This is a genomic window from Flavobacterium jejuense (assembly GCF_006491595.2).
GTDB lineage: Bacteria > Bacteroidota > Bacteroidia > Flavobacteriales > Flavobacteriaceae > Flavobacterium > Flavobacterium jejuense.
This window is the reverse complement of sequence record NZ_VEVQ02000040.1, coordinates 1-1,575: the sequence shown is the minus strand read 5'-3', so window position 1 is coordinate 1,575 and position 1,575 is coordinate 1. Positions and strand designations below refer to the sequence as shown.

Here is a 1,575-nt window from a genome sequence, read left to right as displayed (position 1 = left end):
ATTAAAAGGAGGAACACCTACAGTGCAATCTACTTACCAGTATAAATACAACGGTAAAGAACTACAAACGGAGCTTGGATTGAATATGTATGACTATGGGGCTAGGAATTACGACCCTACTTTAGGTAGATGGATGAATATGGATCCGCTGGCTGAAAAATATATTGATTTTAGCCCTTATAATTATGTGTTAAATAATCCTGTAAAATTTGTTGACCCCGATGGAATGCAAGTTGATGGGGATTATTATTCGGCTACAGGTGAATGGATAAGGAATGATGGTGTTACCGATGATAAAGCTTATGTTGTAATCCAACCTCCATATGTAGATGATAATGGTAATTATGCAGACCCAGTTAATGTTGAATTGTCAGTTAAAAATAGTGAATTATTATTGCTTGCATCAACATCATACGGAGAATCTTCATTAGCAAATAATAAGACTGAAATGTACGCTATATCAAACGCTATAGTTAATAATCAAAGCGCAAGAGGAAATGGGGTTACAATTGCGGAAACAATAAGTGGTTATGCATTCGCAGCTAGTGATGGAAATCCAAGAACAGCTGAGTTTAATAGTACAAGCCCATCAGCTAGAAATGGTACATCAATGCAAGATGCCATAGGTGGAGCAATTAATGCTGTAAACGGTGGTCATGATTATTCAAATGGTGCAACTCATTGGGCTGGAGATGATGTTTTAAGTTCATCTGAAAAAAGAGCGACAGGAGGGTTAAACGTAATAGATTCTAGTCACGATGTTCATGGTGTAGGAAGTAAAAAAGCTAATGGTGCACCAGTAACAATTTATTGGGAAGATAAAAATAGAAAAAAAACTGCTGTAAGAGGTACGTATAATTATACATGGGAAACAACTGCGGGCTACAGTGGGAAACATCCTAAATATAATAGGCAGACAGGATCAACTTTTATGAAGAAAACTAATAATTTTATAAATGCAACTGGTGCACCAAGGTATTAATTAATAGAAATGAAAAGAATAATTGAAATTAAATTGATTTTACTTGTTTTGGGTTCTATTATCTTGTCTTGTAAAAGTAAAGATAATTTAAAAATAAGTTCAAAAATAAATGCTTTAATTGTAAAAGATACTTTAGCATATAAAGCACTAACTAATGGATATAAATTTAAAATATATAATGATGGTGTTGGTAGAGATTTTTCTCAACCAATATCTAATGATTCAATAATTATTTTAAAAGATAATTTCACAAAAGACATTCATCTTTCTGAAATAAATAATGGAAAATCTATTTTAATTGATAGTAATGAGATATGTAAACTTACATACAAACATGACCAAGAAAAAATAGTAATGAGATCTTTTTTAAAAATTTCATACATACCTAATATTGATGAGTTAAAATTAGAAATAAAAAATTGGGTTCCTCAATATATTGAAGGAGGTTATAAATGTGTTGAAATACCCAATGAATAATTTTTGGTAATGTTTCAGAGTTAGTGATAGACATTTTTACAGAAGCTAACCTGTTGGAAATTAAAAAATAATATTAAAAATGTATAAGAAAGGAACGCCATATTGCGTTCCTTTCT

At 31.1% G+C, this 1,575-nt stretch carries 2 protein-coding genes; both read left to right on the top strand.

Translation table 11 applies throughout. The features are described 5' to 3' along the window. Positions 1-982: RHS repeat-associated core domain-containing protein (locus tag FIA58_RS21115; RefSeq protein WP_140964675.1), on the top strand; the 982-nt coding region annotated here is incomplete at its 5' end. Positions 983-991: 9 nt separating this feature from the next. After that, positions 992-1,459 carry a hypothetical protein gene (locus FIA58_RS21110; protein WP_140964674.1) on the top strand — a complete coding sequence of 156 codons (468 nt, stop codon included), beginning with the start codon at positions 992-994 and terminating at the stop codon, positions 1,457-1,459. Positions 1,460-1,575 lie beyond the last annotated feature (116 nt).

What these genes read in the sequence shown, in the direction of transcription:
- FIA58_RS21110 (WP_140964674.1), top strand. Translation starts at nt 992, where the DNA reads ATGAAAAGAATAATTGAAATTAAATTGATTTTACTTGTTTTGGGTTCT.